The sequence below is a fragment of the Marinifilum sp. N1E240 genome (assembly GCF_009295825.1).
Classification (GTDB): Bacteria; Bacteroidota; Bacteroidia; order Bacteroidales; family Marinifilaceae; genus Marinifilum_A; species Marinifilum_A sediminis.
The window spans coordinates 17,197-43,529 of sequence record NZ_WHKF01000017.1; the positions used below are offsets into that span (position 1 = coordinate 17,197).

At 33.6% G+C, this 26,333-nt stretch carries 23 protein-coding genes; 15 read left to right on the top strand and 8 right to left on the bottom strand.

The features are described from left to right. Positions 1-76: 76 nt before the first annotated feature. From GCQ56_RS19665 to GCQ56_RS19675, 3 genes are all read left to right on the top strand, one after another. On the top strand, positions 77-2,584 hold the full coding sequence (locus GCQ56_RS19665; protein ID WP_152736251.1) for a DPP IV N-terminal domain-containing protein: 2,508 nt from the start codon (positions 77-79) through the stop codon (positions 2,582-2,584). 116 nt (positions 2,585-2,700) lie between these two features. Continuing rightward, on the top strand, positions 2,701-3,195 hold the full coding sequence (locus tag GCQ56_RS19670) for a hypothetical protein (RefSeq protein ID WP_152736252.1): 495 nt from the start codon (positions 2,701-2,703) through the stop codon (positions 3,193-3,195). Positions 3,196-3,237: 42 nt separating this feature from the next. After that, positions 3,238-3,981 carry a murein L,D-transpeptidase family protein gene (locus GCQ56_RS19675; RefSeq protein WP_152736253.1) on the top strand — a complete coding sequence of 248 codons (744 nt, stop codon included), beginning with the start codon at positions 3,238-3,240 and terminating at the stop codon, positions 3,979-3,981. Positions 3,982-4,028: 47 nt separating this feature from the next. On the opposite strand, the gene GCQ56_RS19680 is transcribed toward GCQ56_RS19675, so the two are convergent. Beyond that, positions 4,029-5,108, bottom strand: coding sequence for a zinc metalloprotease (locus GCQ56_RS19680; protein WP_152736254.1), 1,080 nt, complete (start codon positions 5,106-5,108; stop codon positions 4,029-4,031). Between the two features lie 306 nt (positions 5,109-5,414). After that, positions 5,415-6,464 carry a 3-deoxy-7-phosphoheptulonate synthase gene (locus GCQ56_RS19685; RefSeq protein ID WP_152736255.1) on the bottom strand — a complete coding sequence of 350 codons (1,050 nt, stop codon included), beginning with the start codon at positions 6,462-6,464 and terminating at the stop codon, positions 5,415-5,417. Positions 6,465-6,724: 260 nt separating this feature from the next. On the opposite strand from GCQ56_RS19685, the gene GCQ56_RS19690 reads away from it, so the two are divergent. The 6 genes from GCQ56_RS19690 (at position 6,725) to GCQ56_RS19715 (ending at position 13,526) form a co-directional block, all read left to right on the top strand. Continuing rightward, on the top strand, positions 6,725-7,843 hold the full coding sequence (locus tag GCQ56_RS19690; RefSeq protein ID WP_152736256.1) for an AraC family transcriptional regulator: 1,119 nt from the start codon (positions 6,725-6,727) through the stop codon (positions 7,841-7,843). A gap of 233 nt (positions 7,844-8,076) precedes the next feature. Next, positions 8,077-10,455 (top strand): TonB-dependent receptor, encoded by a 2,379-nt coding sequence (locus tag GCQ56_RS19695; protein WP_152736257.1) that lies wholly within the window; start codon positions 8,077-8,079, stop codon positions 10,453-10,455. Between the two features lie 4 nt (positions 10,456-10,459). After that, a complete protein-coding gene (locus GCQ56_RS19700) occupies positions 10,460-11,302 on the top strand; it encodes a DUF4249 domain-containing protein (protein ID WP_152736258.1) in 843 nt (280 codons plus the stop codon). 279 nt (positions 11,303-11,581) lie between these two features. Further along, positions 11,582-12,637: a ribosome small subunit-dependent GTPase A gene (gene rsgA, locus GCQ56_RS19705; RefSeq protein WP_152736259.1), complete on the top strand. Its 1,056-nt coding sequence runs from the start codon at positions 11,582-11,584 to the stop codon at positions 12,635-12,637. A 111-nt stretch (positions 12,638-12,748) separates the two neighbouring features. Further along, positions 12,749-12,958 carry a hypothetical protein gene (locus tag GCQ56_RS19710; RefSeq protein WP_152736260.1) on the top strand — a complete coding sequence of 70 codons (210 nt, stop codon included), beginning with the start codon at positions 12,749-12,751 and terminating at the stop codon, positions 12,956-12,958. A gap of 76 nt (positions 12,959-13,034) precedes the next feature. Further along, entirely contained in the window at positions 13,035-13,526 is a 492-nt protein-coding gene (locus GCQ56_RS19715; protein ID WP_152736261.1) for a hypothetical protein, read from the top strand. Between the two features lie 28 nt (positions 13,527-13,554). Here GCQ56_RS19715 and GCQ56_RS19720 read toward each other — a convergent pair whose 3' ends face one another. The 4 genes from GCQ56_RS19720 to GCQ56_RS19735 all read right to left on the bottom strand — a co-directional run bounded on the left by GCQ56_RS19720 (position 13,555) and on the right by GCQ56_RS19735 (position 18,877). Further along, positions 13,555-14,601: an FAD-binding oxidoreductase gene (locus GCQ56_RS19720; protein ID WP_152736262.1), complete on the bottom strand. Its 1,047-nt coding sequence runs from the start codon at positions 14,599-14,601 to the stop codon at positions 13,555-13,557. A gap of 219 nt (positions 14,602-14,820) precedes the next feature. Then, positions 14,821-16,359, bottom strand: coding sequence for a BCCT family transporter (locus GCQ56_RS19725; protein WP_152736263.1), 1,539 nt, complete (start codon positions 16,357-16,359; stop codon positions 14,821-14,823). A 20-nt stretch (positions 16,360-16,379) separates the two neighbouring features. Then, positions 16,380-17,543 carry a hypothetical protein gene (locus tag GCQ56_RS19730; RefSeq protein WP_227006126.1) on the bottom strand — a complete coding sequence of 388 codons (1,164 nt, stop codon included), beginning with the start codon at positions 17,541-17,543 and terminating at the stop codon, positions 16,380-16,382. Positions 17,544-17,833: 290 nt separating this feature from the next. Next, positions 17,834-18,877, bottom strand: a complete 1,044-nt coding sequence (locus GCQ56_RS19735) for an FAD-binding oxidoreductase (RefSeq protein ID WP_152736264.1) — start codon at positions 18,875-18,877, stop codon at positions 17,834-17,836. A 137-nt stretch (positions 18,878-19,014) separates the two neighbouring features. On the opposite strand from GCQ56_RS19735, the gene GCQ56_RS19740 reads away from it, so the two are divergent. Genes GCQ56_RS19740 through GCQ56_RS19750 form a run of 3 tightly spaced genes read left to right on the top strand, consistent with a single transcriptional unit; the run spans position 19,015 to position 21,656 of the window. After that, positions 19,015-20,061: a rhodanese-related sulfurtransferase gene (locus tag GCQ56_RS19740; protein WP_152736265.1), complete on the top strand. Its 1,047-nt coding sequence runs from the start codon at positions 19,015-19,017 to the stop codon at positions 20,059-20,061. 37 nt (positions 20,062-20,098) lie between these two features. Next, the gene (locus GCQ56_RS19745) at positions 20,099-20,629 is read left to right on the top strand and encodes a GNAT family N-acetyltransferase (protein WP_152736266.1); all 531 of its coding nucleotides are present in this window, start codon (positions 20,099-20,101) and stop codon (positions 20,627-20,629) included. A 16-nt stretch (positions 20,630-20,645) separates the two neighbouring features. Next, positions 20,646-21,656 carry a tRNA-dihydrouridine synthase gene (locus GCQ56_RS19750; protein WP_152736267.1) on the top strand — a complete coding sequence of 337 codons (1,011 nt, stop codon included), beginning with the start codon at positions 20,646-20,648 and terminating at the stop codon, positions 21,654-21,656. A gap of 100 nt (positions 21,657-21,756) precedes the next feature. On the opposite strand, the gene GCQ56_RS19755 is transcribed toward GCQ56_RS19750, so the two are convergent. Both GCQ56_RS19755 and GCQ56_RS19760 read right to left on the bottom strand, forming a co-directional pair. Next, positions 21,757-22,413: a hypothetical protein gene (locus tag GCQ56_RS19755; RefSeq protein ID WP_152736268.1), complete on the bottom strand. Its 657-nt coding sequence runs from the start codon at positions 22,411-22,413 to the stop codon at positions 21,757-21,759. A gap of 199 nt (positions 22,414-22,612) precedes the next feature. After that, positions 22,613-23,533: a beta-sandwich domain-containing protein gene (locus tag GCQ56_RS19760; protein ID WP_152736269.1), complete on the bottom strand. Its 921-nt coding sequence runs from the start codon at positions 23,531-23,533 to the stop codon at positions 22,613-22,615. 822 nt (positions 23,534-24,355) lie between these two features. On the opposite strand from GCQ56_RS19760, the gene GCQ56_RS19765 reads away from it, so the two are divergent. The 3 genes from GCQ56_RS19765 (at position 24,356) to GCQ56_RS19775 (ending at position 26,053) form a co-directional block, all read left to right on the top strand. After that, on the top strand, positions 24,356-24,700 hold the full coding sequence (locus GCQ56_RS19765) for a hypothetical protein (protein WP_152736270.1): 345 nt from the start codon (positions 24,356-24,358) through the stop codon (positions 24,698-24,700). 270 nt (positions 24,701-24,970) lie between these two features. Continuing rightward, entirely contained in the window at positions 24,971-25,468 is a 498-nt protein-coding gene (locus tag GCQ56_RS19770; RefSeq protein ID WP_152736271.1) for an SMI1/KNR4 family protein, read from the top strand. Positions 25,469-25,642: 174 nt separating this feature from the next. Further along, positions 25,643-26,053, top strand: a complete 411-nt coding sequence (locus GCQ56_RS19775) for a hypothetical protein (protein ID WP_152736272.1) — start codon at positions 25,643-25,645, stop codon at positions 26,051-26,053. The last annotated feature ends 280 nt before the right edge of the window (positions 26,054-26,333 follow it).

Below are 26,333 nucleotides of genomic sequence, written 5' to 3' on the forward strand. Positions count from 1 at the left end.
AGTACTGGAAAACATCTTTTCTTAAACAATGCTTATGTACTTTTATTGGCTTAACTTATTGACAACACAACCAATCATGAAAAAAAATGTAATGACCTTCCTATTATTGTTAATAGGATTTGGTTTGTTTGCACAGAAAACACCTGTGACAGAAGCAAACTATGAATTGCCCTCAAGGTTCTCTCCTACCAAACTAAAGGGGATGGTATTCTCAACCAAAGTTTATCCTCACTGGCTTAAGAACGGAGAAAAATTTTGGTATAGCTACCGTACTTCCGATGGACAAAAGTATTATTTGGTAAATCCTGCTGGTAACAGCAAAAAGGAGCTATTCAATACTGTAAAGATGGCTGCCGACATGAGTCGATTGACAGGAGATCCTTTCAATGGACAAAACCTTAGCATTAAAAAGCTAAAATTCATTAAAAATGAGTCCGTTCTTCAGTTCGAAGTAAAAAGTAAGCTGGCTGAAGAGGAAGAAAAGGATGAAGAAGACGGTGACAAGCAAGAAGAAGATAAAGAGGAAAAGAAAAAAGACAAAAAGAAGAAAATGGTAGCCAAAGTTTGGCACTTCGAATACAATATAGCAGGTAAAAAGCTAGTTCTTCTTGATGATTTTGAAAAACCTCTTGAGCAAAAAGAATGGGCTTCTGTAGCTCCAAATGAGGAATATGTAATTTTTGCAAAGCATTACAATTTATATTGGATGGATGCTGAAAATTATAAAAAAGCTCAGAAAAATGAGAAAGATTCTACCATTGTTGAGCATCAATTAACCACTGATGGTGAAGAGCACTTTTGCTATGGTAGCAGCTCTTATGGCAAAACCAATCGCGAAAAGGAGAAGGAAAAAGACGATCGTAAAGAAGCTTGGGTAACATTCTCAGCAGATTCAAAAAAGTTTGCAATTACACGCGAAGATGAGCGCAAAGTGAAAGATCTTTGGGTAATCAATTCGGTTGCAGAAGGTCGTCCTACTTTGGAAACCTACCGATACCACATGGCTGGAGAAAAAGAAGCTCCCCAATATGAGTTATTAGTTTTCGATTGGGAAAGCAAAGAATCTGTCAAAATCGATGCTGATCAATGGAAAGATCAAACTCTTAGAATTTTAAGAGCTCCGAGAAAGAAAATGGACAAAGATGATGATTTAAAATTCTCAAAATGGTTATCTGCAAGCAGCGATATCATTTATTTCCAGCGTCAAAGTCGTGATATGAAACGCGTTGATATTTGTACTGCAAATACAACAACAGGTGAAGTAAGTGTTTTGATTGAAGAAAGACTAAATACATACATTGAGACTCGTAATTTGGTTTCTATCAACAAAGGGAAAGAATTCGTTCACTGGTCGGAACGCGACGGATGGGCTCACTTCTATCTTTACGATGCAAATGGAAATGTAAAGAATCAAATTACTTCTGGTCCTTGGCATGCTGACGAAGTACAAGGCGTTGATGAGAAAAACCGCGTACTTTACTTCACCGCTAATGGAAAAGAAAAAGATGAAGATCCTTACTATGTGCATTTGTACAGAGTAAATTTTGATGGTAGCGGTTTAAAATTACTGAACAAAGGTAATTTCGATCATGGTGTAAGCCTTAACGATCAAACTCACTATTTCATAAACAATTCATCAAGAGTAAACACAACACCAGAATCGAAATTGTACGATGTACGTGGTAATAAGATTATGGATTTAGAAACTGCTGATCTTTCATTGCTTTTCGAAGCAGGTTACAAATTTCCTGAGCCATTTACAGTTAAGGCTGCCGATGGATTTACCAATTTGTATGGTGTTATGTACAAGCCTTTTAACTTCGATCCTAATAAGAAATATCCAATTCTAACCTACGTATATCCTGGTCCTCAGACCGAAGCGGTTTACAAAAGTTTCTCAACCAGAATGGACAGAGCTGATCGTATGGCGCAGTTTGGTTTTATTGTTGTAACCATGGGACATCGAGGTGGTCACCCTGATCGTTCAAAGTGGTATCACAACTATGGATATCAAAACATGAGAGATTATCCTTTACTAGATAAGAAAGTAGCTTTGGAACGCTTGGCAAATCGCCACGACTTTATTGATATCAGCAAAGTTGGTATTTTTGGTCACTCAGGTGGTGGATTCATGTCTACTGCGGCAATGTTTGTATATCCTGATTTCTTTAAAGCAGCCGTTTCTGCAGCCGGTAATCATGACAACAACATTTACAATCGCTGGTGGAGTGAAACACATCATGGTGTAAAAGAAATTGTAACCGATAAGGATACCACTTTCCAATACAAAATTGCAACCAACCCGAGTTTGGCTAAGAATCTAAAAGGTAAACTTTTATTGGTTACCGGTGATATTGATAACAATGTACACCCAGCAAATACTGTAAGAGTTGCTAATGCCTTGATAAAAGCCAACAAGAGATTTGATTTTTTCATGTACCCAGGACAGCGTCATGGTTTTGGTAACATGAGCGAATACTCTTTCTGGCTAAGAAGTGAGTACTTCTGCAAGCATTTAATTGGTGATTTCCGCACTGGAGCTGATTTTATCGAAATGCAAAACGAAAAACCAAAGACAAGATAATTATTCAAGTACAATACATAGAATCCCGATTTGCATTTGCAGATCGGGATTTTTTATTAATAATTTATTGTTAGATTTGAACTACTAACGTTTAATCCAATCAAACAATTTTCCTTATGCCAAACACTATTGAAATAGTAGACAATCCGTTAAGAAAAATCACCTTTAATTCACCTCAATCATCACGTTTTTCAAGAATTGTCTTACAATTTTTTACTATTTTTTTCTTTACAATCCCTATACTCTCAACAATAATGACTTTATTTTTTTTAGGAGAAGTATCTCCTGGCATCGTGATATTTTATATGATATTCGGTTTGTGTGGGTATTATTTTTTAAGGTTATTCCTTTGGAATAAACATGGAAAAGAAATTATTTATCTGGAAAAGAACAGAGTTTCATATGAAGCCGATTACAAAATGTTCAAAGCAAATAAAGTTGAAATCAGTGATGAAGAATTGACTATTGAAATAAAACCTGTTATTTCAAATAATAAATTGGCAATTTTAAAAATAAATACAGAAAGTCAACAAATAGAAACTGTTGTAAAAGCTCCTATAGAAAAACTCGAAGCACTACAAACAGAAATCAAATCCGTTTACAATGAATAATATGTAAGTTACAGGTGAACATTGAATGATAAATTTAAACACATGAAAATTATTCTCACTTTTGCATTCTTATTTCAAACCATTTCAATGTCTTCAGATTTTAAAACTCAACAACTTAAATATTCACGAGTTCGTGAAGCTTATTCAGAAAAGCAGAAAGGAATTAATGAACTACTTAAGAGTAAAAATCTGAAAATAACAGAATTAGAAGTGTACTTACGTGCCTTCAAGTTCGGTAAAAAGATTCAACTGTGGGGAAAAAATAAATCAGATCGAAAATTTAAACTCATTAAAGAATACAAGGTTTGTAGAAAATCAGGCAAATTGGGGCCCAAAAGAGAACAGGGAGATCTGCAAGTACCCGAAGGGTTCTATCATATCGATAGATTCAATCCTTACAGTAATTTTCATCTCTCCTTAGGGATAAATTACCCAAATACATCTGATAAAATACTTGGCGTTAAAGGTAAATTAGGTGGTGACATTTTCATCCATGGTTCCTGTGTAACTGTAGGTTGTTTGCCAATTACCGATGATCAGATTAAAGAACTTTACCTATTTTGTCTGGAAGCGAGAAACAATGGTCAATCCACTATTCCTGTTACCCTATTCCCAGCAATGCTAAGTGATAAAAATTTGGACGTAATTCTAAAAAAATATCAAGGAGATACAGATAAGGCAAATTTATGGAAGGAATTAAAATTGGCATATGATCTTTTCAATCAAACAAAAGAATTGCCTTCAGTTCGTTTTTTAAGTGATGGTAGCCACAAAATAACACCATAAAAAAAGGCACCATAAAGTGCCTTTTATTCTTGTATTTAAATTCTTATTTACTGAACAAAGCTTTCTCTTTCTCCACCTTCGGTAAACAAAGCTCTCATTCTATCATTTTGTCCATTCGTAAACATATACATGCAATTGTCATAAACGTAATCCATATAATTCATGGTCATATCATTTGAACGACAGTGAACCGTTGGATAAGAAGGACAGCTGTAATTTGCTCGATCTGAACTTGGAGTATCCGTAACAAAATCATCCTGACGACATTTTCCATCACCCCAAATGTGACGAAGATTTAACCAGTGTCCAACCTCATGAGTAGCCGTACGACCATGACCATATTCACCACCTCTAGAGTTTTCTCCAAAGAAATCACTACCAATAACAACGCCATCAGTTGCTAAAGCACCGCCTGGAAATTGAGCGTATCCTAAAATACCACCACCAATTTCACAAACCCAAAAGTTCAAATAACTACTTGGATCAGTCGCATCAATACCACCCTGACTTGAATATTTCATCGCATCATTAGTACCCCAAGTTGACTTAGTAGATGCTTTTCTATTGACCCCAGCTAAAATAAAAGTAATATCACAATCTGCAATATCATCATTAAATTCAGAAGGCACTCCTCCTGTATTAGGATTCAAATCGTTATAATCTTCATTCAAGATATCAATCTGAGAATTGATATGCGCTTGTGTAATTGGATGAGCAGGATCTTCCAAAATATTAATAATAACAGGAATTGTAATGCTTCCCTGGTAAGGGGTTGGATCTGGATCCGGATCTGGCTTAACAGGTTTACCCTTATTTGCATTGGCTGCTTTGGCTGCAATAGCCATTCTAGTATGCTTTTCAATATTGTACATACGTTGTTCCAAACCAGGATTTTCTTTCAATTTTTTGTTCAAAACTTTCATTGAACCGCATTTACATGATGCATCATGTCCTTCATGTCCTGATTTAATACTTGTAAGATCTTCAGCATTTTCATCTGTATAAACATAGAAGTCACTCATGTCAACAGCAATTTCTTCTTTTTGTACTTGAACTTCATCAGCATTGTTTTGACATGCTGCCACAATTAGCCCGATAGCTAAAAGGGGAAATAGAAATTTTCTCATAATTAAATTGGTTTTTTGTAGTTAATGATTCTTTAATTTAATGAGAATTTTAAATTACTTGCAAATTTATTTCTATTGGAGATTTAATAAAAATTAAACTTCAATCGATCAGCCACATCTAAAAACCCACAGTTTATCTACAAAAACAACTCTTTTATCAACACAATAAAATTTAATAAAAAAGTAATTAAAAACATTATATATGAAAAAGTTAAACAAGAAGTAATTCATGCAAAAATAACAATCTCCTGAATAAGGTCATATTATGATTACATAAAATAAGTAATAGGTATCTGCTTTATTCAATTACTTATTCAAACTAAGCGAAAATTCCTTTAGAATTTTCTCAGTAGATTCCCAATCCAAACATTCATCAGTAACCGAAACACCATATTTTAATTTAGATTTATCAGCCGGAATATTTTGCTTTCCAAATTCAAGATTACTTTCAATCATGAAACCCATAATAGAACCGTTACCATTACGGATTTGATCAGCCAAATCGCTTAGTGCAATTTCTTGTTTTTTAGCTTGTTTATAGCTGTTAGCATGACTACAATCAACCATAATTCTTGGTGCAATATTTAACTCCCTAAGCTTCTTTTCAATATCCTGAATAGATTTCCTATCGTAATTTGGCTTCTTCCCTCCTCTTAAAATTAGGTGAGTATTGGGATTTCCAAGGGTTCGAATCACGGCAACCTTACCTTCAGGATTTATACTTACAAAATTTTGAGGAGAAGCAACAGCCTGCATTGCATTGATTGTAATATCAATATTACCATCTGTTCCGTTCTTAAAGCCTACAACTGATGATAAACCGCTTGACATATTTCTATGACTTTGTGATTCGGTAGTTCTGGCTCCTATAGCGGTCCAAGAAAACAAGTCTTGTATGAATTGGGGTGTAACAATATCCAAAGCTTCACCAGCAGCTGGCAATCCCAATTCCGCAATATGAATCAACAATTCACGTGCTTGCTTCAAACCTTCTTCAATCTCACAACTGTTATCCAAATACGGATCATTTATTAAGCCTTTCCAGCCAACTGTTGTCCTAGGTTTTTCAAAATAAACACGCATCACTATAAACAAATCATCTTTTAATTCATCAGCCAATTGTTTCAAATTACAAGCATATTCCTTAGCCGATTCTACATCATGAATAGAACAAGGACCAACTATTGCAAGCAACCTTTTATCTTGCCCATTTAAGATATTTTTTATGGCATTTTGACCTTTAAAAACAGTGTCTATACATTTAGCGGTAAGCGGATAAAGTTCTTTCAATTTAGATGGAGTAATTATAGCTTGCTCTGCACTAACATTAATGTTTTCTATTCTTTGATCAACCATATTGTATAAAAAATTTGTTTACAAACCCCATGGGGAATAATGGTCTCGAATTTACTTTATATTTTTATAGATATCGAATTTTCAACTGATGATTCCAGTATTTCACTTTACTCGCGTAAAGCAAATAAAAATCATTAAGAAGCAATTCTATTTTTCGACCCCAATAATATTTCCTTAAAAAAAGATTTCATAAGGAAATATTAAGCTTAGAAAAGCTTAAATTCGATCTTAATTAAAATTGATTGTAAACCCACTATTTTATGTTTTTCATTCTAGGCATTTGTATTGCAATTTTTCTAGTACTTCTTTTACTCCTAAAAAGAAATAAATCTCGTGCCGATAAGGTTTTGGTTATTTGGTTGTGCCTAATGGCAATACATCAAGCTCTATTTTATCATCAAATTACAGATCTTACTTTTGAAATCCCACAGCTTTTAGGAGTATTAATGCCATTACCAGTTCTACATGGCATGCTACTCTATTTTTACGTTATTGAAGCTACAGGAAAAGGAAGAATAAAAGTCGGAACCCGATTGCTTCATTTCATTCCTTTTACTCTTCTCTGCTTATTCCTTATTCCATTTTTAATCCTATCGCCAGATCAAAAAATCTATATTTTTCAGAATGATGGAATTGGTTTCGAATGGTATATGATAATGCATCAAACGGTAATGTTAATTTGTGGTATTGGCTACTCCTTATGGACATTATACTTAATTAAGAAGCATCAAAAAAACATTCAAACTACCTTCTCAAATACAGACAAAAAAGAATTACAATGGCTGAGATATCTTTCTGTAGGATTGGGTATAATTTGGTTATTGGCTATATTTTTTGATGAAATGGTTATTTTTTCTGGTATTGTAGTATTTGTTCTATTTATAGGAATATTCGGAATCAATCAAATGAATATTTTTTCAACAGTTCAAATTATTGATCCAGAAGACAAAAAAGGTAATATTACTTCAGATCAAAATTCCATCGCCCAAGAGAAAAAAAGATATGCAAAATCTGGATTGAGTGAAGAAATGGCGGAACAAATCTATGCTCATCTGAAAAATATTATGCCAAAAGAAGAATTATACAAACAGGATAATTTGACTTTAAGCGAACTTGCTAAATGCCTAAATGTCCATCCAAACCATCTTTCCCAAGTAATCAACGAAAAAGAAAATAAGAACTTTTACAATTATATTAACTCGTTACGTATTAAAGAATTTATTAGGCTAGCATCACAACCAGAAAACAAAAAATTCACACTAATGTCTCTTGCATATGATTGTGGTTTTAATTCAAAATCGACATTTAACAAACATTTCAAATTATATACGCACAAAACTCCATCTGATTTTTTTAAAGACAAAAGATCAGTAAACTAGCAATATACACATATGAGCCTATAAGGTCACACCTAATATTATAGTACTTACCTATAAGCACAGTCGTTTTGCGCTTGTCAAATATTCAGTTTTGTCGAAGTTTATGGTTGAAATAGTAACAATTGAAGAGAAACAGCGCTTTTAAAAAATAGGTACCAAGTCATATCATAAACTAAAATGCAATCAAATTGACTGCATCACAATTAACCAAAATGGCAATTGAATTTTAGAAAATGAAACAATTTATTTTAACATTAATTTTAATCCTGGCAGTAGGCTTGTCTTCGATAATTGCACAAGAAACCTACACAGTTAGTGGCACTATTAAAGATGTGAAAAATGGAGAAACTTTACTAGGTGCATCAGTCTATTTCAAAGACACAAACATTGGCGTAATGAGCAATGAGTATGGATTTTATTCCTTAACCATGCCAAAAGGAACTTATACACTTATGGTATCATTTCTAGGCTATGCTAATTCACAAAAAGAGATCCAACTTGATAAAAATCAAAAAATAGATTTTGAGATCAATGAAAGTTCAACCTCCTTAAATGAAGTAATAGTTAAAGGAGAAGAAAGCGAAAGAGCTAATATTAGTATTCCACAAATGAGCGTAGCAAAATTAAATTCAGCTACCATAAAGCAAATGCCTGTAGTGTTGGGTGAAACTGATGTTCTTAAATCCTTACAAACCTTGCCAGGAGTAACTAATAATGGTGAGGCATCAAGCGGATTTAATGTACGTGGTGGTGCTGTGGATCAGAATCTTGTAATGCTTGATGAAGCGATTATTTACAACACCTCTCATCTACTTGGTTTTTTTTCTGTGTTTAATGCCGATGCAATTAAAGATGTTAAGTTGTATAAAGGTGGTATTCCTGCCCGATTTGGAGGCAGAGTTTCGTCTGTTCTAGATATCCGTCAAAAGGATGGAAACAGCAAAAAGTTCGGTTTAACAGGAGGAATTGGAGCCATCTCAAGCCGATTGGCAATGGAAGGTCCTACATTTAAAAACAAAGGTTCGTTTCTAATTGCAGGTCGTGGTTCATATGCTCACCTATTTCTTAAACTAACCGACAATGACAACAGTGCATCTTTCTACGACTTAAACCTAAAAACTCATTACGAAATAAATAAGAAAAATAAACTCTATTTATCCGGATACTTCGGACGTGATAAGTTTAATATATCAGATGCTTTTAAATACAGTTACGGTAACCTATCTGGAAATCTTAGGTGGAATCATATTTTTAATGATCGTTTATTTTCCAATTTATCAGTGATATACAGCAAATACGATTATGAACTTTCTTTAAACTTTATGGAATTTGATTGGTTCTCGGATATCAAAAATTACAATTTAAAGTATGATTTCAAATACTACGCAAATGACAAATTTAAACTGGATTTTGGAGCAAGTGCAATTGCGTACGACTTTAATCCGGGTGAGATTAAACCAACATCGGAAACATCTGCAATTAATTACGATATTCTTGAACAGAAAAAAGCATTAGAAAGTGCTATATATGTAAATGCTGAGCATAAACTTTCACCAAGCTTGACATTTCAATACGGATTGCGATATTCTTACTTTGTACGCATGGGGGGACAGTTTTTAGGAAATTACGAAAATGATCTTCCAGTAGTTTATGATGAAACCTTAGGCATTTATGAAAGAGGTAGAGAAACTGATAAAACTTATTATAACAATTCCGATAAAATTGCTGATTTTAATAACTGGGAACCTAGGGTAGCTCTTTTATATAAATTAGATGAATTTTCTTCACTAAAATCTGCATACTCACGAACGACACAATACATTCATTTGTTATCAAACACTACATCAGCAACGCCTTTAGATGTTTGGACTCCAAGTGGAAAATACATAAAACCGCAACTGTCCGATCAATATTCAATTGGCTATTTCAAAAATTTCAAAGACAATATTTTCTCGCTTGAAGTAGAAGCATATTACAAAACGGTAGATAATAGAATCGATTATATTGATGGATCAGATCTGATTGGGAATGATCATATTGAAACAGAAATATTAAATGGAGAACTGAGATCATATGGTCTGGAATTTTTACTGAGGAAAAATGAAGGTCGATTTACTGGATGGTTAGCCTACACTTGGTCCAAAGCTGAACAAAAAACACCTGGTGGAAAATCGGGCGGACTTGGAATCAACGATGGAAAATGGTATAAATCTTCTCATGATAGAACCCATGATATTTCGATAACAGGAACATACAAATTGAATGACAAGCTAACTTTTAGTACCAATCTGATTTTCCAAACAGGAAGACCTGTAACCTATCCAAACGGACAGTATCAATATGAGGAACTTTCCATAGCCAATTATGCTGCAAGAAATGCCAATCGTTTACCAGCTTATCATCGATTAGATGTTGCTTTAAGCTATAAGCCAAATCGAAAACCTAACAATAGATGGAAAGGTGAATGGGTATTTGGAATTTACAATCTCTACAATCGACACAACGCGGCTTCAATATCATTTGGTCAAAATATCGATACAGGTATTAATGAAGCAACCAGAACTGCCATTTTCGGAATTGTTCCATCAGTAACTTACAACTTTAAATTTTAAGATCATGTTTAAATATATATTCTACATTTTATCTTTCGGACTGCTACTATCAACTTCATGTACAAAAGTAATTGATGTTGATGTTCCTGAAGCTGAACCAAGATTAGTTATTGAAGCATCTATTAATTGGAAAAAAGGAACTACAGGTGAAACACAAACGATTAAACTTAGCAAGTCAACGCCTTATTTTTCAGATAACCAGAATATTGAAGTTACAGGTGCCACTGTTAGCATTACCGATAATACTACTAATCAGATTTTTACTTTTACAGATCAAAATAACGGTGATTACCTCTGCGAAAATTTTATACCTGTAATTGAACGAAAATATACTTTAAACATCAGTTCCGAAGGAGAAAATTACACAGCCGAGGAAACTTTTAAATCAGTAAGTGGAATTTCTAAGATCGATCAATCGGTTGAAGGAGGATTCGATGATGAAGCCATTGAATTGAATCTGTACATTCAAGATCCAGCTGATGAGATTAACTTTTATATGATTAAAACCTACGAGCGTGGAGATTTACTACCTGAAATATTTGATTTAAAAGATGAGTTTATAGATGGAAATGAAATAAAGTTGTTTTGGGAAAAACTAGATGACGATGATACCAATCAGGAAGAATTTGAATCGGGAGACGTAGTTGACATTCAACTATACGGAATATCAGAGGCATTTTACAATTACATTCGCATTTTGGTTGAGCAAACCCAATCGGGTGATCCGTTTAGCACTACACCAGTGGCTTTAAAAGGAAATTGTATCAACACGACTAATTCCGACAAATATCCTTATGGATACTTTAGGTTGACGCAGTATGATGAAATGAGCTACACAGTTCAATAAAATTATAGAATATTTACCCTAATTTATTTAATCCTGATTCTATTCAAATCAGGATTTTTTCTTATCATTGCAATTCATGAGTAAAACATTTATTTCTACATATTATTCGGAGTCCGCACTATAGGCAAGTTATCTTATTTGCTATAATTCAACTTGCCGACACTTCACTTTTAGCATCAGTTTTTCTTGATGCCTAATCTTTTATACCGTAAATTTTAGAAGAATAATTTCAACCTGTTTGCAATTTTGATTGCTTAATTGGAAGATAAACCGAATAAGATGAATATTTTAAATAAATTAGGATGGTCAGATTTTTTTGACTCATCACTTACTGAGAATGAAAAAGAGAACATGATTATTGGTCGTGTTTCTACTGTAAACAAATCCAACTTCATTGTAATCCATGAAAATGGTGTGAAAACCTGCGAATTGGCGGGGAATTTAATCTATGGGTTGGAAGAAAACGAGCGACCTAAAACAGGCGATTGGGTTCTGTTTATAGACTATGGCGATCAAGGTATTATTTCAAGAGTACTCGCACGTAAAAACTATCTGTCAAGAAAAAAGGCAGGTAAGGAAATCGCAGAACAGATCATCGTAAGTAATGTTGATTCTGCAATAGTTGTTCAATGCCTGGAAATTGGCTTGAATTTAAGAAGGTTGGAACGAACCATTGTACAACTGCACAATTGTGGTATTACACCCATTGTAATCATCAATAAAACAGATTTGAGTATTGATGAAACACAACAGGAAGTTTTTGATTTTATGATTAAAACTTATGACGCAATCACTATAAGTGCAAAGGATGGAAAAAACATCAATCTATTGCAGAAGAAAATCAAAACTGGGAGATCTTACGTCTTTATTGGGGCGTCAGGTGTTGGAAAATCATCAATTATTAATGCTTTAAATGGTAACGAAGAACTTAAAACAGAGGCAATTAGTGAATCTGTAAAAAAAGGATCACATACTACTACTACCCGCGACTTGTATTTTCTTGATAGTGGAGGAATAATGATTGATACCCCAGGAACTCGAGAATTTGGCTTAACCAAGGGAATTTCTGATGATACCTCATCTGGTTTTCATGGTATTGATGATTACGCTAAAGAATGTAAATTCCACAATTGTACTCATACTAACGAAAAAGGATGCCAGGTTTTGAAAGCAGTAAAAAAAGGCAAGCTATCTGAAGAAGAGTATGAGAATTTCATGAAACTAAACAGGGAAATGGAACATTATGAAAGTAGTACGAAAGATCGAAAACAAAAAGGGAAAGATCTTTCCAAAATCATTAAGAACATGAAAAAATCGGGTTATAAAAACCGATAATTATTAAGAGGTGCAAATCGCACCTCTTTTTTAAAACCTCTTTATCAGTGCATTATTCATAAATAATTCTTATTTTAAAGAATCTTAATACTAATTCAAAACAGAACAATTATGAAGAAAATCATTCTGCTACTAGGTTTCGCATTTTTCATTCTACAATCATGTGGCGATTCAAAACCAAAAGAAAAACAAACACCACCACCTCCTCCTAAGCAAGAAAAAATGGAAGTAGTCGATTCTGTTGCCATTCAACTTGAAAACACAAAAGAAGATATTGAAAAGGCATCAAAAGAAGTTGACAAATTATTAGAAGAAATTTAAAAATAAAACTACCATGAAAAAATACATTGTAATTCTACTTTCCTTCTGTTTTATACTTACTGCAAACAATGAGCTTATGGCTCAAAAAGAAAAAAACAAAAAAAAAGGAAAAAATAAAGTAGAAAAAGTTCATAAAACCAAAAGAGACAGCTTAGTTAAAGATGCCAAAGAAAAACATAACATTCACAAAAAGAATACATTAAAGAAAAAAGACTCTTTAAATAAAGAAATGGAGAAAAAGGGTCATGCCTATGGCAAAGAGAAGGGTGAATTAAAAGGTAAAAAATTTGGACAGGATAGAGCAAAACAGGCAAAATTACTTCGAGAAGAAAGAGCCAATGAGCTTAAAGCAACAATTAAAACGAAAGATGAGAAAATAAAAGAGGCAAAAGAAAAAATTAAGAAATCAAAAAAGAAGCTAAAAATATCAAAAGAGAAGGGCGATATTTCTGAAGATGAATATAAAGAAAAGAAAGCTAAAATTGAAAAGGCGGAAAAAAGCTTAAAAACCTTGGAAGAAAAAATTAGTAAAGCAAAAAAAATGACTCAAGAAGAATTGGAAAATTAACTACAAGGTGCAAATATTTGCACCTTTTTCAATCTAAAAATCTCCTAATATCAACATCTTTTGATAATATGTAATTCTTATTTACCAGAGAATAAACCATTTCGCGAGCAAAGTAAGGAGCCAGCATCACCCCTTTTGAGCCTAAGCCGTTAAAAATGGCAATATTCTGATTGTGTGGATGTACGCCAAGTACTGGTCGATCATCGCTAATGGCTGAACGAATACCTGACCAATGGTTAAGTACCGTATATGGCAATGAAATCAACTCATCTAATCGGGAAAGAATTTGATCTAAATTGTCTTTTGCATATTCTTCTCCTGGTTGGGTAAAACGTTGAGTGGTTCCAACTTTAAACCGATGTTTTTCAATCGGCATCACAAATATATCCTTATCAATAATGTAATCCTCTGAAAGCTCTTTACATTCAATCTCTATCAGCTCACCTTTGGTAGGAGTAAAAGGAACATTTTTAAAATATGGATTTCTGGTAGCATAATGTCCTTCGCAAAAAATTATTGTTTTCGATCTTATACCTCTCCATGTAATGTCCCCATTTATAAATCCAATATCCTTATAGTTAAAGTTAGCTTCAACCAAATTGCCATTTGCTTTAAAAAAATTCTTTAAGCCTTTTAAAAGCTTGGATAAATTCACGTAACCAGATTTTTCCGTTCGATCGAACAAACTCAGATTATCGATTCCCCGTTTCACCCAATTTTTATTTGTAGTATCAATAAAATTGGAGAAATCTCCATCGAAAATACGCTCATCCCAAACATTGATTTCATTTTCATTCTGTACATTCACAATATCCATTGGATAAAGAAATTGTTGCCCTAAATCCTTCTCAATATTTTTATACAAATTGGTCATTACTTGCAATACCTCATCAACCAGCCAGGTTTTCGCTAGTCGTTCAAACACTTCCGTATTGTACATTCTGGTAATAATATCAGATTCTTTCCTATTTTCCGTATCCGAAACAATAGTAAATTGAAGTCCAGCCTTATACATATCATAAGCTAGTAGAGAACCGGCTAAACCTTGACCAATAATTAGAAAATGGTTTTCCATAAAACGTGATTGAATTACTATTACTGCAATTGATTCTAGCAGAATAGTAAATATTTACGCTGTATGGTAAAAGATGTTACTTGTTTTAATATAAATCTTATGAATACATTGAATTCATTTCAAATTTGATATGAAAAATAATTTGAAACTATAATAATGCAAAACGAGACGCTGCACACAACAACGTCTCGTTCCAGATCATACTATAATGATGAGTTTTTAATCCTCTCTATATTCTGATAGAGATTTATAAAAACTATAACACATGATAATCAAAATAATCGCAAAAGGAATTGCGGTTAATATTGATGCCGTTTGCAAGGCGGTTAATCCACCACCAACTAACAATACTGCAGCAAGTAATCCTTCCATTGAAGCCCAGAAAATCTTCTGACCTTTTGGTGCATCGTGTCTTCCACCTGAAGTCAATGTATCGACAACAAAAGATCCTGAATCGGAAGAGGTAACAAAAAAGCTAGCTACCAATATCACGGTTAAAATAGACGAAAATGTGGTAAGTGGATACTGTTCTAAAAGATGGTAGATAGCAGTTGCTACATTACCATTAACAGCCTCAGTAATCGCATTATTTCCAATCAACTCCTGATAGATTGCCGACCCCCCAAATACACTCATCCAAAGCATAGTTAGCAAAGTTGGAACCAAAAGAACACCAAAAATAAATTCTCTTATCGTTCTTCCCTTAGAAATTCGGGCAATAAAAATACCAACAAATGGAGACCATGAAATCCACCATGCCCAGTAAAATACTGTCCATGAGCTTTGCCAGTTTTTAGCTTCTCCTACTCCATTATAAGAATTTGTCCAATAACTCAACTCAAAGAAATTACCTATATAATAACCTATGTTTTGAATAAATGATTTAAATATAAACAAGGTTGGACCAACAACAAGAACAAAAATCAATAAGGAAATCGCCAATCTCATGTTCCATTCACTTAATTTTCGTATTCCTTTGTCCAATCCTAATAGTAACGATAAGGTTGCTAAAACTGTAATAACCACAATTATTATAATCTGTACTGAATTACTATTATCTACATGAAAAAGATAATCCAAACCAGCATTTATTTGTTGAGCACCCAAACCTAAAGAGGTAGCCAAACCAAATATAGTTGCTATAACCGAAATGATATCAATTATATCACCAATAGGACCATATATTTTATCTCCTAATAAAGGATGAAAAATTGAACGTATGGTTAAAGGTAATTTCTTATTAAAAGTAAAGAAAGCCAAAGCAGCACCAACAATAGCATACAATGCCCAGGCATGAACTCCCCAGTGTAAAAAGGTAATACCCATTGATGTTTTGGCGGCCAATACACCATCTTCGCTAGCTCCTAAGAATGGATTACTATTAAAATGAAAGATAGGCTCTGCTACACTCCAAAACAAAAGTCCAATCCCCATACCAGCACTAAATAGCATTGCAAACCAACCCGTTCTGGAAAATTCTGGTTTGGTATCTTTACCACCTATTCTGATTTTAGCATATTTACCAAAACCAAGGTATAGTGCAAAAATTAGTAAGCCATTTACCAAAAGAATGAAGAACCATCCAATTTTATTGGCTACAAAATTCTGAGTATCAGCAAACCATTGTTCCATAGGCTTTCCAACTATTAAAGTTGTACTTACCAAAATTACAATTACCAACAAGGAGGTAATAAAAACCGGTCCGTTAGCCTTTATTCCTAAAAATGTTTTTTTGTCACTTCTTATTATTTCACTCATACTAACTAATTTCTTTAGATTTAAAAGTAGTAACCAACATTAATATTGAAACGCATTTCCCAATCCGCATCAGGAGTACCTTCTGCCAAAGCATTGGTCCATTCAGGTCCTAACCATGATTGGTTTTTACCTGCTGCGAAATCGAAATAGGTGTAAATATTACCTGCCGTAAACATAGCTCCGGTAACGTTCATCATAGAATCTTCGAAATTGCTTTCTGCTTTATCCATATATCCAAAATCGTTGTAAATAACTACACTCGATACTGGTCCCCATTTCAAAGGAATAGAATAGCTTAATCCAAGCGTATAAATACTAGCTTCGGAAGCAACTAAATATGGAGCTCCATAGGCTGTCATTGCTATCACATCATCTCGCTCACCTTCCAAATTTTCAGGATTGTATTTGTAATTGGAAAACTGTGCTTTTACACCGAACTTACCAGCTTTTAATTCATAATATGCTGCAAGAGCATATCGATTGCCTGTTTCTTCGGTATCTAAATTGAATAGACCACCATATTGTGCAGAAACACCAATACGATGCTTTGTATTTTCATTATCGATCTTATAGGTTAGGTTCCCATTCAATTGATTAACTTCTTTATTTCTGATATTCAGATTTCCATCTCCATTCAGATCAATCGAACCAACATCATAAGAATAACGACTATTGGAAACATCCGAATTACTGCCGAAACGAAGTTCTTCTGCATTCTTAAAGAAAGCAATGTTGTAATCCCAATTTTCACCGATATGAGTAAATTTAAGTCCCATATCATGATCATCTTCAAGACCAACATAATAATTCAAACTGAAAAACCACGAGTTTGAGTTGTATTGTGTGATACCAAAGGGAACTTGAGTTAGACCAAATTGTAATTCATCATTCTTGTTAAAATCGTAAGCAATCCAACCTTGTTTTAACATCGCTCCACCAAAATCATCAGAGTAGAATCGATATTCAGCATTTAACTTTAAGCCTTTGTATTTTGCTTTGGCATTTAATCGAAATACATCGAAACCTAAATCGCCACCACGCTTTTTTTGTGCGTCTTTCCAGCTTGAATAATTGTAATTGAAACGTAATGCACCTCCAAAATCAACAACAGGCTTTTCCTGTGCATGTACGCAAAAAGTTGACGCAAGGAAACAAATTCCCAGCATCGTTTTTAAATAAAACATAAATGTAATTTAAATGAATATAACATGCAGAATAGTGGTTGCATGCAATTAGATATCCGTAATAAAACAGATTATATTAGGTAAGTTAATTATAGGATGGTGGAAGAAATTTATCGGACAGTATTCTGAAAATAAGAAACTGAAAGCTATAGATTCTGGTATTTCGTTTATTGTGAAGTTTGCTTGGTTTTAATCCCATAGCGCGCAAAGGTAGTCATTAAATAGTCAATAATACTATAAATGGCTGATTTATAAATATTTTTAAATTTGGAATAAATTCTGTTATAGATTTATAAAAACCTTTTGATATCAACCTCTGGCATTATGGGATAATCATTTACGGAAAGAAAACGCACCATTTCACGAGCAAAATAAGGTGCCAACATAACACCTTTTGTTCCTAATCCATTAAAGATAGCAATGTGTTCGTGCAAAGGATGAACTCCTAATATTGGGCGACGATCACTAACTGTGGGACGAACGCCTGCCCAATGATTTATTACTTTATATGGCAAGCTAATCATTTTATCCAAACGAGAAAGAAGATCTTGTTTCGCCTCTTCAGTAGTATCTTCATCAATATTTTTCCAATCGTACGTAGCACCAACTTTAAATCTTTGCTTTCCAACCGGCATTACAAACAGGTTTTTATTCAGGATAAATTCTTCCTGCAAACCCTCACATTCAATTTCAATCAATTCTCCTTTTGTAGGACTAAACTTCACCTTAGTAAAATATGGATTATCAGTGGCTCGATAACCTTCGCAAAACACAATGGTTTTGGCTTGAACTCCATGCCAGGTAATCTGATTATCAATAAAACCCAAATCTTTATAATCAAAATAGGAGTCAATTAACACGCCCTCCTGCTTGAAGAATTTTCTCATTTTCTTCAACATTTTAGACAAATGAAGATATCCTGAATTGGTAACGCGACCATAAGAGTGAAAATCATTTATTCCTTTACCATAGTTATTGATTCCTACATCTGAAATGTAATTCGAAAAATCCTCCTGCTGCTTTCTCTCCTTCCACATGTCAATCTCATTTTCTGCCAATGGCTTAATAATATCCATATCATGGAGAAAAGAGTGTCCTAATACCTGTTCCAATTCTCGATATGTATCAAACATCACAGGCAAACACTCGTCCACCATCCAACTCTTAGTCAGTCTTTTAAAAACCAAAGGATTAAACAAACCAGCTGCTACATCGGAAGCCTTGCGCAAATCCAAACTAGAAATGATTTTGAAATTCATTCCAGCTTTGTGCATATTATAAGCAAGTAGCGAACCTGCTATCCCCTGTCCTACGATTAAAAATTGTTGTTCCATTCGGTTCTTAGTGTGTGATTGTATGGTAAAAGTACTATTTAAAGACAAATTTATCCTTTTTTATTCCAACAAGCTTTGTGATTTATTGGAATGCATTACTTTTGCAATGTTTATTTATTCCAAATAAGATTAAAGAAATGCAACTTTATAATAAACTTAGCAAAGAAGAACTTCAAAAACAATTAGAAGAAGAGAACTTTCGACGTAAAACCATATCCTTTTACAGATATGTGAATATTCAAAATCCACAAGAGTACAGAGATCAGCTGTTCGAGAAGTGGTTCTCATTGGATTGCAAGGGTCGTATATATATTGCCAAAGAAGGAATTAATGCACAAATGAGCATACCAGAACACAATTTAGATGATTTTTTTACGTATTTAAATAATACAAAAGAGTTGGCTGATATGCCTATTAAATGGGCTGTTGAGGATGATGGCAAATCCTTTTATAAGTTGATAATAAAAGTTCGCCCTAAGATTGTTGCTGATGGATTAAATGATCAGACTTTTGATGTGACCAATGTTGGAAATCATTTAAGCCCGATTGAATTTCACAATCAAATAGGACAAGAAAACACCATTGTGATCGATATGAGGAATCATTACGAGAGCGAAGTAGGGCATTTTGAAACTGCTATATGTCCTGATGTTGATACTTTTCGTGAAGAAATAGAAATGGTGGTAAATGATTTCAATCAAGATAAGGATAAAAAATTCCTATTGTATTGCACAGGTGGTGTTCGTTGCGAGAAAGCCAGTGCCTATTTAAAACATCATGGATTTGAGGATGTGAATCAGTTGCATGGTGGAATTATTGCCTACGCACAGGAAATTAAACAATTAGGAATAGAACCTAAATTTCGTGGTAAAAACTTTGTTTTCGACGAACGATTGGGAGAAAGTATCAACAACGAAGTAATTGCAAAATGTCACCAATGTGGTAAAGCCTGCGATACGCATACCAATTGTGCCAACGATGATTGTCATCTGCTGTTTATACAATGTGATGAATGTAGCGATCATTATCAGGGCTGTTGTACCGAAGAGTGTACAGAAATAATTACATTGCCATTGGAAGAACGCGTACAGTTACGATCGAAATTTCATGATAAATACAGCAAGAGTCAGATATACCGACAACGCATAAGACCAAAATTAAAAGACATAACTAGAGGTTCATAAGAAGCCTCAAATACCAAATAATAACTAAACTAAAAAGATGAAGCAAGATTGCGAATTTAAAACGGAAAGACTTATTGTAGAGGATTGGCTTCATCAAAATGAAGATGTAGCGGCTAAGCTAAAATTTGCCAAGAAAATTAATAGAATACTAACTCCAGAAGTAACAAAATCGCTACCAAAAGGATGGCAACACATTAACACTTTGGATCAGGCAAATAAATGGATATTTGATAGAGTTAATGAAAGCATATTTTTAACTGTTAATATGCGTTCGAACAATGAACTTATCGGTTTCATTTTTCTTTACGAATCCGAAAATGATGATCTCATTACTGATCTTCGATTTGGATACTTGATAGGACAATCGTTTTGGGGCAAAGGGCTTGGAAGTGAATTAATCAATGGATTGGTGGAATGGTGCAAAAAAAGTAACATTCATTCTCTTTCAGGAGGAGTGGAACACGATAACATCGGCTCAATTAAAATTATGGAAAAAACAGGCTTTTCAATCTCAAAAGAAAATAAGACCACCAATAAGGTATTATTTTATGAGCGCCTCTTTAAATAAAACAAACTAGAACACAATGACCAATTTCTGGCATCACATACAAACACCAAATTTCTCTCTTGCTCCCATGGAAGACGTTACTGATACGGCTTTTCGTGAAGTTATTCTGCAAACTGCAGAGACAGGCAAATTGCATCTTTTATTTTCCGAGTTTACATCAGTTGAAGGGTTGTGTCATGAGATAGGACACGACAAAGTAAAGCACCGATTGCATATTAACGAATCGGAAAAAGGACTCTTGAAAGAGAAGAATGTAAAACTGATCGCGCAAATCTGGGGTAAAGATCCGGAAAAATATTACAAAGCTGCTCAGTTTATTGCCAATGAAACCGATTTTGATGGCATCGATATCAATATGGGTTGTCCGGTTAAAAATGTGGTGAAAAATGGTTGTTGTTCTGCCCTAATTACACAACCTGAGTTGGCAAAAGAGATCATTTTAGCAACGAAAGAAGCTACAAATCTACCGCTAAGTGTAAAAACAAGAATCGGATTCAAACAAATCGTTACCGAATCGTGGATCTCACATTTGTTACAATTGCCTATTGATGCATTAACCATTCACGGACGCATTCAGAAACAAATGTCGGAAGGAGTTGCTGATTGGAACGAAATAGCCAAAGCCGTAAAACTAAGAGATGAGTTGGCACCACAGATCAAAATCATTGGGAACGGAGATGTTGAATCGTACCAGGAAGGATTGGACAAATGCGAAACATATGGAGTTGATGGTGTAATGATAGGACGCGGGATTTTCAAAAATCCCTGGTTCTTCCATCCAGGAATGAAAGATGTTTCTGTAGATGATAAACTGAATTTACTAAAAGAACACACCAGGTTATTTGAGGCTACCTGGGGACGCTCTAAGAACTTTGCCATATTACGTCGATTTTTCAAGATCTATACCCATGGATTCCGCGAAGCTTCAACACTTAGAAATGATTTGATGACCACAGCAAATGCTGATGACGTTTATCATGCAGTTGATGATTTTATCCATCAGAGGAAACAGAATAAGATTGTATAAATAGTTTCCTAAAAACGACACAAGCATATTTAACACCACTTAATCGATACGTATCATAATTGAATGTTATTAAATCATCAGTATTGAACTGAGAATAAGCCTACTCTTTAAAACGATACAAACGAATTTTTTGGGTATCCCAATAATTATCAACTACCAATTCTTTCAATGTAAACTCCTGACTCTCTTTCCATCCGCCATTTTTCGAATAGAAAACCCCTTTGTTGTGATAAACCAAATGTGATACATTGTTCGATTTATCAATAAAAGCCAACAAAATATGATCCTGAAGCTCTTGCTTTAAATTTCTTCGAGGCTTGCATGGAAACTCTCTAATCTCTTCGAATGAATTGTTTAATAAAAGCTCTATCCCAGGACCATTAATGGTGGATTTTTGAGTGAAAGTATTTTGAGCGTATTTTTTATCCTGTTTAAAATAGGATTCCATGGCATAAGAATAACAGTTTTGGGCAAAATTCAATTGGCTTTCCAGTTTTCTTATTTTGGCAATTTTTTCGGCTGACAATTCCTCTTTTGGATCGGTAATCATCTTATCGAACAATTTGTCCTCTCTTGCCTGAACACCTAATTCGAAAGTATCTTTTAGCCAAACCACCTTGTACCAATCTCTTGAACCATCTACTTTTACAGTATCTAAAATCTGATAATTCAATTGAATTTTTTTTTCAGTTTGCGCATGACTGCTTCCAAATTGTAAAAGGAATAGCAAGCCAATTAAGAGTTTAAAACATTTCATATTTGTCGTCTATTTTAATTAGAGTAATTCAATTTCTATTGTTTCCTTTCTACTATTCAGAATAATTTCGGACATAGAAGAGGAACACATTGTTTCAACTTAGATTGCACCTATCGGAATAATAATTTATAATGCGAAACAGAACAGCAATCTATTTTTAAAGAATAAATTAGAATAGAACATCCATAAGTTAACTGGTTCATTTTGCTGGGTGTATTACAGCTTTGCTTTGCATTTCTATACTAAGCTTGATATTTTCATTGCTGTATCGACGTACAGTTAGCAAAAGCGTTTCGTAATTAAGATTCTCTACTCTTAGTGTATATTCGCCCTGAGGTAAATTTTTGAAGACAAAATTACCTTTCTCTGTAATTTTTGTTTTCATATCAGTCTCAAGAATGCTTACTGTTCCGTAGGATATCCTCTCTCCTGTTTCCTTATCGTAAATGAATCCACGAAGATTGATGTGTTGCTTGATAATTTTAGTTAATCTGCGTGTTGCAAAGTATTCCGATACGAGTTCCGGATACTTTTCTATATAGCCTTTAAGAGTCCAGTCTAATTGATCTTTCAACAATTTGTCGATACTTCTTAATGCCTCTTCAAACTCAAGTTTGTTCTGCTTGTTTTGATCAAGAATTTGACTTCTTTTTGCCAGTTTATCCTGAATACCATCAAGAAGCTGCCTGTGTTCCTTAATCAAGTCTGGTGATATAGAATAGGCAACAAGCTCATCCTTATGGCTTAGCGCTAAATTGTATAATTGTTCGGATACTGATAAAAGTGAAACATTAGAATTTTTGCGAAGTTCTTGTTTTAAGTTCCCGATCTGATTTAAAAGTAAAGAATTACCAGTATAATTTGCCAACCGAATACAAGCCACCATTAACTTATCAGAACTTTGTGTTAGCTGAATGACCAACTCATTTTTCTCTTTTGTGAGCCACTTGCAAGACTTGTTGAGCTTATTTACCAATTCCTGAAGTGAGTTGTTGTAGGCTATAAACAATTTAATTTGCGATTTGCCTGCTTCATCCGAATCGAACAAAGACTCATTTTCTAGAAGAATAAGAATGGTTCGTTGATAAGATTGCAGTTTAATGGCTTCCCTTTGTTTCATCTTACTAGTATTAAATGTAATGATTTGTATAATTGAGCTGTCAATGTCTATAAAATGATAATATCGGCTCCGCCACAAGCATTAGGTCTTTTACTACTTGTATTACCATATTTACTACACGCTTTACCACTCTTACTGCAAGCATTCCCTGCTTTACTACGATCATTACCTTTTCTGCTACAGGCAATTCTTACTGTGCTACAAGTATTACCACCATCTCTAAAAGGATTCCTCTTTTTACTACAGCTGGTAAATCTTATTGTAGAGTTTCACTAAGAATTCATTTACTCTATTATTGTATTACTGTTTATGTTTAAATTACTTCTCTCAACAAATAGACACAAATACATTTATTGTTATCTATTAAAACCTATCATTTCATATTAATTATTCATTACAAATAAATATGCTATAAAGTCTTTAAATACATGTAAACTTACATTTTAAGTTTTAACAATACAAAATAATTCGCAATGACTTATCAGATACTAATGCGGAAAGAATGTTATTTATATTGATTACATAAAGCATCCTGTTCTATTTCTACTTATTAAATGCTTTGTTTAATTATCCTCATTTAATTATCTTCATCAGGAAATTTGAACTTTGCATAGATATAAAGCGTAAGGAATCTGAAATTTAGATGTGGATGAGTAAAAATTTCCTTGCAAAAACAAAAGAACCCATCCATTCAATTGAAAAGGATAACAAACTAGATAAGAAGAGCTTAAGAGACACATCCCATAAGTACGATAAAGTGCATTGCGCTTTATATATACGTTGTGTGGCATTTTAGAAGAGATTGGAATTAATTAGATAAAAATGAAAAACCTTCGATTAAAAATTTTATTAGTTCTTTGTTTGTGTTCGATTGGATTAGTAATGTATTCTTGGATTCAAAATTCATATCAAATAGACTTATTCATAACTAAGAACCAACATTACTATAATAGAATAATTCAGGGAATTAAGGAATCTAATGACATTGACTCTGTTAAAATACAGGCAATTCAAATTATAGAAGGGATTGACAATAATAAGTTTAATAAAAGCAAAAGAGCAATTCGAGCATCAAAAGCTCAAGCAGTTGTAATGTTTATGATTTTGATAATTATTGCCTTGACTATAATTGAAATAAAGAGAAAAACGCCACACAACAAAAGTTAAAATTAATGGGCGGTGACGCTCAACTAGATAATGTAACAAAAACAATGAACGGTAGCGGCTCTGATAAGGCGGCGGTTTTAAATCGCCCTCAAATTTTAGCAAGACTGTCAGACTGTCTAAAAAGTAGAATGATAGCTTAAGGTATCTGAACAATAGTTTTTGAAATTATGAAATAATCGATTCTCAAGGACTTTAAAATAGTTATTAGACAGACTGCCGTTAGCGGTAACCAGAATAAAGTGAGGAGAAGTGAAAATATAGATAATTGGAATGAATAAGATGGAAATTTTTAAAAAACAAGGCTTTATTGTCAAACAACGAAATATAGTTAAGGAACTATCTGATGAAATAACTCAACGGTATATTAATATTCCAAAGTCTTATCTAAATTTTCTGAATCAATTTGACTTTTTAGCTATTAAGGACGAAACATTTTGGTTTAACTCCATCGGAGACTTTAATTATGAATCTGACATCGCATTTAAATGGAATGATTTTGAAATCCAGAGTTTAGATGCTTTTGAAGGTGATATAGAAGAGCAAAAAAGGATAAGAAATTTCTGGGACAAACATCTGATTATAGCTTTATCAGTAAAAGGTGAGTATCAATATCTCGCTATATGCTTGAATGAAGAAAATTACGGAATGATTGTTTATGGTACAGAGCCTGAATTTGAAGAATCAGAAAGGGTTTGTTCGAGTTTTAAACAGTTATTAAACCTGTTTACTAATCCAAAGAATAATGAACATCTAAATCTTTTGGTATAATCGGATATATTGTGATTTAATAATCAAGGTATACCGCCAACAAAAGTTAAAATTAAAGGGCGGTGACACTCAACTTGATAATATAACAAAAAAAATAAACGGTAGCGGCTTTGATAAGGCGGCTATTGTAAATCGCACACAAAATTTTAGCAAGACTATTGTAAAGAATTAAAAATGAACCGACTTCCCTTAATAGTAATCACGTTTTTATTTGTCAGTTGTCAAACAGACACAAAACTGTTTGATGATGTTAGTGAAATGGCTGTATTTGATAGAGTTTACAAGCCAACTTTAATTCAATCAGGAAACGAAAGCGGGTTTCTTGAACCTATGATGGAATATAGCCTTTTCAGAATCGACTCCTTGGATTTTCAAAACTTAGAAACTTCTATTCTGACAAGTGATAAGTTTAAAGAAGGAAGCTTTTACTTAAATATTGAACTGAACGACTACATTTATAATAATGACCTCGACATTCTGAATATGACCAAATCATTAATAACTGAGAACCAATTTGACAAAACTTATTATCTCTATCTTATGTCGGACAGAAAAACTTTTGCAGTTTGCAAAGTCAACAATTAAATGAAAAAAAAGAAAACGCTTTACAACAAAAGTTAAAATTAAAGAGCGATGACGCTCAACTTGATAATGTAACAAAAACAATAAACGTAAGCGGTTTTGATTAGGCGGCGGTTGTAAATCGCCCACGAAAACTTAGCAAGACCGTTGTAGGTAATACGAGTAAAAATGAATAGACGCGCAATATATTTATCACTAACACATTTGCTAATCATTATTGGCATGGTCTTAATTGTGCCAAGATTTATCATTTCAGATGAACCAGATCTAAAAGATTTTGCAT

Excerpts from the sequence above, each read along its gene's own strand:
- GCQ56_RS19665 (WP_152736251.1), top strand. The coding sequence starts at position 77 with ATGAAAAAAAATGTAATGACCTTCCTATTATTGTTAATAGGATTTGGT.
- GCQ56_RS19670 (WP_152736252.1), top strand. The coding sequence starts at position 2,701 with ATGCCAAACACTATTGAAATAGTAGACAATCCGTTAAGAAAAATCACC.
- GCQ56_RS19675 (WP_152736253.1), top strand. The coding sequence starts at position 3,238 with ATGAAAATTATTCTCACTTTTGCATTCTTATTTCAAACCATTTCAATG.
- GCQ56_RS19680 (WP_152736254.1), bottom strand. The coding sequence starts at position 5,108 with ATGAGAAAATTTCTATTTCCCCTTTTAGCTATCGGGCTAATTGTGGCA.
- GCQ56_RS19685 (WP_152736255.1), bottom strand. The coding sequence starts at position 6,464 with ATGGTTGATCAAAGAATAGAAAACATTAATGTTAGTGCAGAGCAAGCT.
- GCQ56_RS19690 (WP_152736256.1), top strand. The coding sequence starts at position 6,725 with ATGTTTTTCATTCTAGGCATTTGTATTGCAATTTTTCTAGTACTTCTT.
- GCQ56_RS19695 (WP_152736257.1), top strand. The coding sequence starts at position 8,077 with ATGAAACAATTTATTTTAACATTAATTTTAATCCTGGCAGTAGGCTTG.
- GCQ56_RS19700 (WP_152736258.1), top strand. The coding sequence starts at position 10,460 with ATGTTTAAATATATATTCTACATTTTATCTTTCGGACTGCTACTATCA.
- rsgA (WP_152736259.1), top strand. The coding sequence starts at position 11,582 with ATGAATATTTTAAATAAATTAGGATGGTCAGATTTTTTTGACTCATCA.
- GCQ56_RS19710 (WP_152736260.1), top strand. The coding sequence starts at position 12,749 with ATGAAGAAAATCATTCTGCTACTAGGTTTCGCATTTTTCATTCTACAA.
- GCQ56_RS19715 (WP_152736261.1), top strand. The coding sequence starts at position 13,035 with ATGGCTCAAAAAGAAAAAAACAAAAAAAAAGGAAAAAATAAAGTAGAA.
- GCQ56_RS19720 (WP_152736262.1), bottom strand. The coding sequence starts at position 14,601 with ATGGAAAACCATTTTCTAATTATTGGTCAAGGTTTAGCCGGTTCTCTA.
- GCQ56_RS19725 (WP_152736263.1), bottom strand. The coding sequence starts at position 16,359 with ATGAGTGAAATAATAAGAAGTGACAAAAAAACATTTTTAGGAATAAAG.
- GCQ56_RS19730 (WP_227006126.1), bottom strand. The coding sequence starts at position 17,543 with ATGTTTTATTTAAAAACGATGCTGGGAATTTGTTTCCTTGCGTCAACT.
- GCQ56_RS19735 (WP_152736264.1), bottom strand. The coding sequence starts at position 18,877 with ATGGAACAACAATTTTTAATCGTAGGACAGGGGATAGCAGGTTCGCTA.
- GCQ56_RS19740 (WP_152736265.1), top strand. The coding sequence starts at position 19,015 with ATGCAACTTTATAATAAACTTAGCAAAGAAGAACTTCAAAAACAATTA.
- GCQ56_RS19745 (WP_152736266.1), top strand. The coding sequence starts at position 20,099 with ATGAAGCAAGATTGCGAATTTAAAACGGAAAGACTTATTGTAGAGGAT.
- GCQ56_RS19750 (WP_152736267.1), top strand. The coding sequence starts at position 20,646 with ATGACCAATTTCTGGCATCACATACAAACACCAAATTTCTCTCTTGCT.
- GCQ56_RS19755 (WP_152736268.1), bottom strand. The coding sequence starts at position 22,413 with ATGAAATGTTTTAAACTCTTAATTGGCTTGCTATTCCTTTTACAATTT.
- GCQ56_RS19760 (WP_152736269.1), bottom strand. The coding sequence starts at position 23,533 with ATGAAACAAAGGGAAGCCATTAAACTGCAATCTTATCAACGAACCATT.
- GCQ56_RS19765 (WP_152736270.1), top strand. The coding sequence starts at position 24,356 with ATGAAAAACCTTCGATTAAAAATTTTATTAGTTCTTTGTTTGTGTTCG.
- GCQ56_RS19770 (WP_152736271.1), top strand. The coding sequence starts at position 24,971 with ATGAATAAGATGGAAATTTTTAAAAAACAAGGCTTTATTGTCAAACAA.
- GCQ56_RS19775 (WP_152736272.1), top strand. The coding sequence starts at position 25,643 with ATGAACCGACTTCCCTTAATAGTAATCACGTTTTTATTTGTCAGTTGT.